General features: G+C 33.4%; 10 protein-coding genes. 7 read left to right on the top strand and 3 right to left on the bottom strand.

Annotated features, from left to right (window positions below; genetic code table 11):
* Nucleotides 1–218: 218 nt before the first annotated feature.
* Nucleotides 219–452, bottom strand: a complete 234-nt coding sequence (locus tag WCG23_12300) for a helix-turn-helix transcriptional regulator (GenBank protein ID MEI8390649.1) — start codon at nt 450–452, stop codon at nt 219–221.
* Between the two features lie 429 nt (nt 453–881).
* Between WCG23_12300 and WCG23_12295 the strand changes: the two genes are divergently transcribed.
* From WCG23_12295 to WCG23_12265, 7 genes are all read left to right on the top strand, one after another.
* Nucleotides 882–1,712, top strand: a complete 831-nt coding sequence (locus WCG23_12295) for a tetratricopeptide repeat protein (GenBank protein MEI8390648.1) — start codon at nt 882–884, stop codon at nt 1,710–1,712.
* A 2-nt stretch (nt 1,713–1,714) separates the two neighbouring features.
* Nucleotides 1,715–2,452: an SDR family oxidoreductase gene (locus WCG23_12290; GenBank protein ID MEI8390647.1), complete on the top strand. Its 738-nt coding sequence runs from the start codon at nt 1,715–1,717 to the stop codon at nt 2,450–2,452.
* A gap of 506 nt (nt 2,453–2,958) precedes the next feature.
* Nucleotides 2,959–3,915, top strand: coding sequence for an ROK family glucokinase (locus WCG23_12285; protein ID MEI8390646.1), 957 nt, complete (start codon nt 2,959–2,961; stop codon nt 3,913–3,915).
* A gap of 34 nt (nt 3,916–3,949) precedes the next feature.
* Entirely contained in the window at nt 3,950–4,744 is a 795-nt protein-coding gene (locus WCG23_12280; GenBank protein MEI8390645.1) for a biotin--[acetyl-CoA-carboxylase] ligase, read from the top strand.
* A 31-nt stretch (nt 4,745–4,775) separates the two neighbouring features.
* A complete protein-coding gene (locus tag WCG23_12275; protein ID MEI8390644.1) occupies nt 4,776–5,180 on the top strand; it encodes a nucleotidyltransferase substrate binding protein in 405 nt (134 codons plus the stop codon).
* Complete coding sequence (locus WCG23_12270) at nt 5,173–5,502, top strand: nucleotidyltransferase domain-containing protein (protein ID MEI8390643.1); 330 nt, start codon at nt 5,173–5,175, stop codon at nt 5,500–5,502. The genes WCG23_12275 and WCG23_12270 overlap by 8 nt, the downstream gene beginning before the upstream one ends.
* A 144-nt stretch (nt 5,503–5,646) precedes the next feature.
* A complete protein-coding gene (locus WCG23_12265) occupies nt 5,647–7,308 on the top strand; it encodes a phosphoenolpyruvate carboxykinase (ATP) (GenBank protein MEI8390642.1) in 1,662 nt (553 codons plus the stop codon).
* Between the two features lie 82 nt (nt 7,309–7,390).
* On the opposite strand, the gene WCG23_12260 is transcribed toward WCG23_12265, so the two are convergent.
* Nucleotides 7,391–8,386: a YeiH family protein gene (locus tag WCG23_12260; protein ID MEI8390641.1), complete on the bottom strand. Its 996-nt coding sequence runs from the start codon at nt 8,384–8,386 to the stop codon at nt 7,391–7,393.
* A gap of 30 nt (nt 8,387–8,416) precedes the next feature.
* Entirely contained in the window at nt 8,417–9,094 is a 678-nt protein-coding gene (locus WCG23_12255; GenBank protein ID MEI8390640.1) for an MBL fold metallo-hydrolase, read from the bottom strand.
* Nucleotides 9,095–9,150 lie beyond the last annotated feature (56 nt).

Here is a 9,150-nt window from a genome sequence, read left to right as displayed (position 1 = left end):
ATTTTTTATAGATTGCTTCGCTATGCTCGCAATGACGATTTTGGCGATTTAGCAAAGCAGTTTTTAATTTAAAATTTTTTAAATCATGATAATCAAATCAAAAAATTGCAACATCTTAAATAAACATGTAATTCAAACTTTTAAGCTAAAAACTGTTTTGCTACAGAATAATTCTAAAAGGCAAAACAGTTTTTGGCAATTTTTTAACAAAATTTTAACTAATCGCTATTTACTGCGATATTAAGTCTGATTTTAAAGGATTCGGTTTCAAAGAGTTCGCCAACACTGCAAGAAATTACTTCGCACAATCTGTCCATATTGTCATAAGATGGTTGTGTTCTGCCATTTGCCCAGGAATAAACTGTTTGTTGCGGTAAACCCAGTTCTTTTGCTAGTCTGTAAAGACTCCATCCTTTTTTTGTCCTGGCGACTTCCTTAATGCGTATTTTCAAGGTTTTCACCCGCTCTCTCTACTTTTACACTAACTCTTTTACTGTACTTTTAACATAAGAGTCAACTTAGTACCTAGTTATAGTCAACATATACACTTTAGTCAAAGCCTTAAAGCTACTACCGATAAGCTACTAGTCGACAACTCTGTATATCATTATAATCGTGCTACAAATTTTAAGATACTTATACAAATATATTTCATATTAAAATATGAGTATAATATTAATTATTGTTTATATAAAATTAAGAGTTATACTTAAATATCAAATAAAAATTATTATTTGAAAAATTATGCTAAAAATTTATAATTAAATTAAAAAGATGAAACCAAATAAAAAAAGTAATATAAATAGATTAGAAATGTTGATAATTTACTTATTAATCATTAAAATAAATATGGGTAAAATTTTTAACAAAAGGTAAAGACAATGAAAAAAATTATTATTTCCTTAATACTGTCTGCTTCGATTGCTTCTTCTGCTTTTGCGTCAGGAACAAATCCTAAATTAAATCAGGCAATTAAACAATACAAAAGCAAAAACTATCTTGGAGCGATGCAATCATTAGAAAAAATCACGGCTACAGACCCCGGCAATAGTCTTGCTCATTATTATTTAGGTATGTGCTATGTACAGACAGGCGATGTTACTAAAGCTACCTCTGAATACGACACAGTTATTACTTTATCTCCAAATACAGAGCTTGCTCAAAACGCAAATATTGGAAAAAGTAACCTGAGCGGAATCCGTCAACAGGCTATAATTCCTGTTGTTCAATCATCAAAAGGCTTTCTTTCCGAAGAAGCCAAAGCAAAATTTCAAGAAAATAACATTAAAAGTATTATTGATAATGTAAATAATAAAAGAGAAACCAGTCCTGATATTTACAACAGAATAGAAAATTTAGAACACAAGAAATCTTCAAATGACGAAAAACCTACACAGGAACAAATAGCAGAAGCTATGCAGGTTTTAACAAAAGCAGGAATTAATACTGCCAATACTTCGGCAAATGCTCAAACTCCTCAAATTAATCCTGAAATGATGCAAATGAATATGCTCATGAGCGCATTTGGCAACAACAGCAACAATATGAACGGCAGCAACTCAATGAACAATATGATGCCAATGCTAATGATGATGCAGAACGGTCAGGGGAATACAAAGGTTGATCCCGAGACTCTTCAGGTAATGATGTCTCAAATGATGATGCCTAATATGACAGATTTATACAGCAATAATAACAACAATAATAATTAATTATGTCTTCGGCTAAAAATATACTGATTACAGGAAGTTCCGATGGAATCGGTGCTAAAATTGCAGAAAGACTTTCTTGCTCTGGACATAATATTTTTTTGACGGGAAGAAATGAAAAAAAACTCTTAAAGCTGGCTTCAAAAATTAAAGCAAAAGGTTTTTGTGCAGGTTGTCTTCTTGAAGAAGATTTTCCCACCAAACTTTTTAATGATGCCCATAAACAACTGGGACATATAGATGTTTTAATTAACAATGCCGGTGCTTATTTTTGGTCTCCTGTTGAAAAAACAGAAAAAGACAAAATCAAAAAGATTTTAAAGCTTAATTTACAAGTGCCTTATGAATTATGTACGCTGGCAGTTCCTGATATGAAAAAAAATAAATGGGGAAGAATCATAAGTATCGGCTCAATTAGCGGAGCGGTAGGAGAAGCTAACGCATCTCTTTATTCAACTGCAAAAGCAGGCTTGATAGGGCTCACAAAATCACTTGCACTTGAGCTTGCAGAATACGGAATTACAGTAAACGTTATAAATCCCGGATGGGTTAAAACAAATCTTGCTGATGAAGTTATTAATTCAGGTGATATTGACGAACAAGAACAATTAGAAATGATTCCCCAGAAACGATGGATTGAACCGCAAGAGATTGCTTACCTAACCAAATATTTAATTTCTGAATCAGCACAGGGACTTACGGGGCAGTCTTTGAATTTATGCGGCGGTTTGAGTTTGGGCTAGTATTAAAAGCTATTTTTAAAAAAATTAATAATTTACAAAATGCGCTTACAGCAAGGGTTTTTATTAAAGAAAATTTTTTTTTAAACCAAAATATAAAAAATAGTGTTGACAACACACTTTATTTAGTTTTAAATAATAAGTGTCGAGGGAACAATTAATAAAAATAATAATTACTTCGACAAAATAAATCCTTATACTTGAAAAAATACAAATTCCGTTTCATATAACCCCCTTTATACTTAAACACTAACGGAAGAAGAGAACATAAAAAGCAGAGATGAATTGACCACCAAATGGTGGTTTTTTTTTAAATTTAAATAACTTTATGATAAACTAATTTGGTGACAAAAAATTTTAACCGTCATACCTTCTTATTAAGAAAATAAAAACATCTTAATATTCAGCAATATCAAAATTCTCAGTTTTACTTCAGCACAATTAAAAGTATGAAGATTTTTTGTCTGTTGCTTATTTCAAAAGTTTGTAGTGTTTTAGGAGTTGGATTATTGACTAAAGATTATAATATTGGAATTGATATAGGCGGGACAAATATAAAAATTGCACTTGTAGACACAAAAGGCAAAATTGCTTTTTCAGAAAGCGCATCTACAAGAGCCGAAATGGGCTATGAGTTCACTATCAAAAATATTATAAATTTAATCAGGGACAGTATAACAAGATCTAAAGTTTCTATAGGACAAGTCGGGGGCATCGGAGTCGGCTGTCCGGGTCAAATAGATTCGGAAAACGGTATAGTAAGATCACTTCCAAATATTCCGGGATGGGTGAATGTTCCTTTAGCAAAGATTTTAAGGGATGAATTTGGCTTGCCTGTTAAAATAGACAACGATGTTAGAGTAGCTACTCTCGGGGAATACAAATTTGGAGCAGGAAAAGGCTACCAAAATATTGTTTGTATCACTGTAGGTACAGGTATAGGCTCAGGAATAATTATTAACGGTCAGCTTGTAAGAGGTGCAAGTATGTCAGCTGGCGAACTTGGGCATGTAATAGTTCAGGAACACAACGGTGAAATTTGCGGATGCGGAAAAACAGGCTGTGTAGAAGCTGTGGCCTCCGGTCCTGCAATAGTCAAACAGGCTGAATTGTATTTGATGACAGGAAAATCCGCAAAGTTCAAAGAACTTGCCGCAGGTTCTCCTATCACACCGGAAATAGTCGCAGAAGCCGCTATTTTAGGAGATGATATTGCATTAAGAATCTTTGAAATAACAGGATACTGGATTGGGATTGCTTTGAGCAGCGTGGTAAACCTTCTCAACCCCGAAGTGATTATAATCGGCGGCGGTGTGGCTCAGGCTGGCGATATCCTCTTAAATCCGATAAAAGAAACAATAAAGAAAAGGGCTTTAAAAATCTCGTCAGAAAGCTTAAATGTTATTCCCGCACAACTTGGAAACAGCGCAGGCGTTGTTGGAGCCAGCTTGCTTATACAGTCATAAAAATTAAATCATGCTTATTTAATCGGAGCTGTATATGCAACAAGCTTTTAATCTTATATATTTTCCTGAAATAACTTCCACAAATACACATGCTTTAAGAAATATTCCTGATTATTCGGATAAAGATGTTTTAATGGCGGAAATTCAAACAGAAGGCCGCGGAAGATTTGACAGAAAATGGATTTCTGACAAGCCTGATAACATCTACATTTCTTTTGTCTTAAAACCTGCAATTAAAATCGGAGAAGATTCTTTTTTAAATAATATTCCGCAGTATTTGTCAGTTAAATTATGCGAAGTTTTGGAAACTTACGGAATATCACCGGTAATAAAATGGCCAAACGACGTGCTGGCAGAAAATAAAAACTCCAAAGAGGCAATGCAAGCCAAAACATCAGCAAAGTGCGCACGATTCTCTAAAATTGCGGGAATTCTTGCACAAACCTCTATACGAGGAAATGTTTTTCAGGGGCTTGTACTCGGAATAGGAATAAATTTAAATTTTGAAAAAACAGATATGGAAAAAATTGATCGACCTGCAACTTCGCTTAATTTAATTTTAGAAAAGAAAATAGACCGGGATGAATTTTTAAATAAGCTGCTTAATAAGTTTTTTGAAAATTATGATGAATTTTTGAACACAGGCTTTGATTTTATAAAAGACGATTACGTAAAAAGGGCTTATTTTCTGGATAGTACTATTACGGTTGATTCTTACAAAACCAAAATCAAAGGAATTGCCAAAAGAATTGCAGATGACGGCTCACTTGTCATTTACACTGACGGCAATGAAATAATTGTAAACATGGGAGAAATTTTGGAATTTTAGTTTTATAATAAACCTCATAGGAGTTTTATAAATGATAGATATAAGATGGAAGCAAAGATTTGAAAATTTTGAAAAAGCATATAATCTTTTAAAAGAAGGACTGGATTTAAAAATTGAAAATCTTTCCAATCTTGAAAAAGAAGGTGTAATTCAAAGATTCGAATATACATTTGAACTTGGCTGGAAAACTTTAAAAGATTATTTGGAATATCAGGGAATAAAAGCAAGTATGACACGTGATACCATAAAAGAAGCTTTTGCCGCAAAAATTATTGATAACGGTCAAGCGTGGATTGATATGCTCGAAGACAGAAATTTGACTTCTCATACCTATGATGAAACAAAAACTAATGAAATTTTAGAAAAGATTAATAACTTTTATTTTAAAGAACTAAAGCAAGTTTATAATTATTTAAAAGGTCACTTAGATGAGTGAAAAAGAATTAAGTCAGTTCGGTCTTTCTGAAAGAACAACAAAAATTTTGCTGGAATTTTTTAATAAATTTCCACAGGTTGAGCTTGTAAAAATTTACGGTTCACGGGCAAAAGGAAATTATAAAAAAGAATCTGATATTGACTTTGCTATTTTTGGAAAAGATATAGATTTCAGATTGCAGTCAAAAATTGCAGGTGAAATAGAAGAACTGCCTACTCCGTATAAATTTGACATAACTCATTATGAATCGCTCAAACATTTACCCTTAAAAGAACATATAGACAGGGTCGGAAAAATCTTTTATACGAAAAAAACGCTTTAAGTCCCTTTGCGTATTTCGTATTGTTAATAAATAAATCATTATGTCTTTCCAAAAATTAATGTATACTGTACACTTAATAAATAGACATTCCCCTGAATGACTTATTAGCCAAAATGACTTATAGCCAAAAGGAGAAGATAACAAATGAGTACAATCGAGTATTTGACTGATTCAGAAGAATTTAAAAGTGTAACCTCCGCAGTAAGAACGACTTTACAATCCGCATTTTTCGGAAATAACGTTGAAAAAATCACCACACTGGGAGAAGCTTATAAATTAGCAAAAAACAGCCCCGGTACAGTAGAATTAACAGGAATGCCTGTTTATGAGCCTGAAAAACAGGGTATTCCAAAAGATGCAAATGTGCTTCTTTTTAACGACGGTACAGTTGTTGGAAGATGCTCCGCAGCAAGGGTAATAGTGGGAGAACCGGGTTGCGATCTGGGTGAATTGCTTCCTATTATCAGAGAAGCCGTTTACGGAACAAGATACAAATTAATGTATCATGCCGAATCTTATGTCGGGCTCGATAAAGATTTTATGATTAAAGCACACCTTTTAATTCCCGAAGATTTCGAAAACGTAATGTACAGCTGGCTATTAAACTTCCAGTACATCAATGAACTTTACAGCGAGATGTATAAAGACTCTCGTAAGATTAAAGAAGGGGATATATATCTATTCTCTGATCCTGACTGGACACATCCAGATTATCCATACGGATTAACATTCTTTGATCCAAAAAACAACTGTGCTGCAATTTTAGGGATGAGATATTTTGGCGAACACAAAAAAGGAACTTTAACACTTGGCTGGTGTGCGGCTGCCAGAAACGGCTATGCTTCATGTCATGGCGGCTTGAAAAGATATAATATGACTAATGACAAAAAATATTCTGTGGCGGTTTTCGGGCTTTCCGGTTCGGGAAAATCCACAATTACACACGCAAAGCACGATAATAAATACGATGTAACAGTGCTTCATGACGATGCTTTTATAATAAATGTAAAAGAAAAATATTCCATTGCACTTGAGCCTGCTTATTTTGACAAAACACAGGACTATCCTATGGGCTGCGAAGATAATAAATTTCTTATTACAGTTCAAAACAACGGTGTGGCTGCTGATGAGAACGGAAAACTTTTCATTGTAAGCGAAGATGTCAGAAATGGAAACGGACGCGCAGTCAAATCAAGATTATGGTCGCCAAACAGAGTTGACAGGGTAGATGAACCAATTGATGCGATTTTCTGGCTTATGCAGGATCCCACAATTCCTCCTGTCCTAAAACTCAAAGGATCATCGCTGGGATCGGCAATGGGTGCAACTCTTGCTACGAAAAGGTCTTCCGCGGAAAGATTGGCAGAAGGAGTTGATCCTAACGCTCTTGTAGTTGAACCTTATGCGAATCCGTTCAGGACTTATCCTCTTGAAATGGATTACACAAGATTCAAACAGCTTATTGATGACGGTGTAGATTGCTATATCCTAAATACCGGTTCATTTATGGGCAAAAAAGTACAACCTAAGCATACTCTTGGAATTATTGAAGCAATTGTTGAAGGCAACGCTGATTTCAAAAAATGGGAAAACTTCTCTGATATTGAAATTATGGAGATTGAAGACTTTGATGTAAGTTTCAAAAACGAAGAATATAAACAGCAATTTGTTGCAAGATTGAAAGACAGAATTGACTTTATAAGCTCAAGAGATACAGAAAAAGCAGGATTAGACAAGCTTCCTGCCGACGCGCTTCAGGCTCTTGAAAAAGTTGTTCGGGAAATCAGCATAACAGTCGCTGTATAAAATATTAAATTAAAATAATGTCATTCAAAAAACCATCTTGAGTATAAATATTCAAAGATGGTTTTTTGATTTTAAATACAAGTTATTTTATTAATAAAATAACTATTACACTAAAAATTGATATGAATAAGGAGGCTAAAGCTCCTAAATATATTGGTTTTAAACCTGTTTTTTGCATCGCTGACAAGCTTGTTTCAAGCCCAAGCCCGACCATAGCTGCTGTCATTAAATAATTATCCAAATTAATAAAGCCTTTTGAAATATTTTGCGGAATTATATTCAAAGAATTTATTATTATTACTCCTAAAAACATCAAAACAAACCAGGGAATTGTTATATTTTTAAGACTGAATTTATATGAGTTTTCTTTTTTAGATTCTCTCATGCTTAAAAGAATAGTAACAGGAACTATAAGCAATACTCTTGTCAATTTTACCACAGTAGCCAGAGTTCCTGCCTGATTTGAAGCAGCAAAGCCGGCGGCTACTACCTGTGCTACTTCATGAATTGAACTTCCCGTCCATAAAGAATAAAAAATTGTATTCAAATGAAAAACATGAAATCCAATCGGATATAAAAGCATAAATACTGTTCCAAAGATTGTTACTATACCAACGGCAAATGCGACATCATCTTCGTTTTCTGATTTTGTAACTGCGTTTACTGCAACTATTGCCGAAGCTCCGCAGATAGAAGTCCCTGCTCCGATAAGAATTGATAAACTGCGTGATATATTTAACTTTTTTCCAAGATACCTTGTAAAAATCAAAGTGACTGAAGTTATTACAAGAATGATTATTGCCGCCTTAAATCCCAGTTTAGACACTTCTAAAAGGCTTAGCTTAAAACCGAGTAAAATTATTGCAAGCCTTAATACTTTTTTAGAGCAGAGTTTAATTCCTTCGTTCATGCTCTCTTGAACGCCAAAAGTATTTTTTATAAACATCCCGAGAAGTATTGCTATAATAATCGCACTCAAACTCAAGCTTTTAACAATATGAATATTTTGAATATAAACAGCTAAAATTGTCAGCAAAACTACTAAAATTAAGCCATTAAGATATTTTTTTATTTTCATATTTGTTCCTTTTTTATATATATTATCGATTTATTCAAAAGTAAGAGTTAATCCTACACCGACTTCTTTTATGGCAGCAATTTTAGACAATTCGATTTTTGTATTTAAATCCACGCAATGACAGGCATATAAGTTTTTGGGATTTATCATTTTCATAAAATTTAAAGTCTCAGATAATATTTTGTCTGAAGGATTTAAGAGATGAAACCCTCCAATAACACAGTAAATTCTGTCATCGTCACAAGTTTCGATTGCCTGCTCAATAATATTACATATTCCCGAATGCGAACATCCTGTAATAATAACAAGTCCTTTTGGGGATTTATAAACCAATGCCGAATCTTCCATCAAATAATCATCTTGCAGCCCATTAATCAAAATCTGTCCGCAAGGAGTTTTATTTTCATAGTCATTACGCCTTTTTATTTCACCCAGAAACACAAGTTTTTCACTTATCCATAAAGGGGTTGTCGATAAATTCAAGTTAAAATATTCAGAAAGAGTGTCTTGAGAAAATTTTAATCCTATATCTTCATATTCTTTATGTCTTTTGGGTATAAAAGTTGACGGATGAGAAATAAGCTCGGGTGAACTTACTTTCGAAGATTTATCTTTTAAAATTTTTAGTAAAAATTTTAATCCCCATGTATGGTCATTATGCCCATGTGATAACACCAGAGAATCTATTTGAGTTAAATCTATGCCCATTTTTATAATATGCCGTAGAAATCGGACAGAAAAAAATATAAGTTATCATCCTTTCA

This window comes from bacterium, from assembly GCA_037147175.1.
In the GTDB taxonomy this organism is placed as follows: domain Bacteria; phylum Cyanobacteriota; class Vampirovibrionia; order Gastranaerophilales; family UBA9971; genus UBA9971.
The sequence above is the reverse complement of the archived record's forward strand: the minus strand, read 5'-3'. Positions and strand labels throughout refer to the sequence as shown.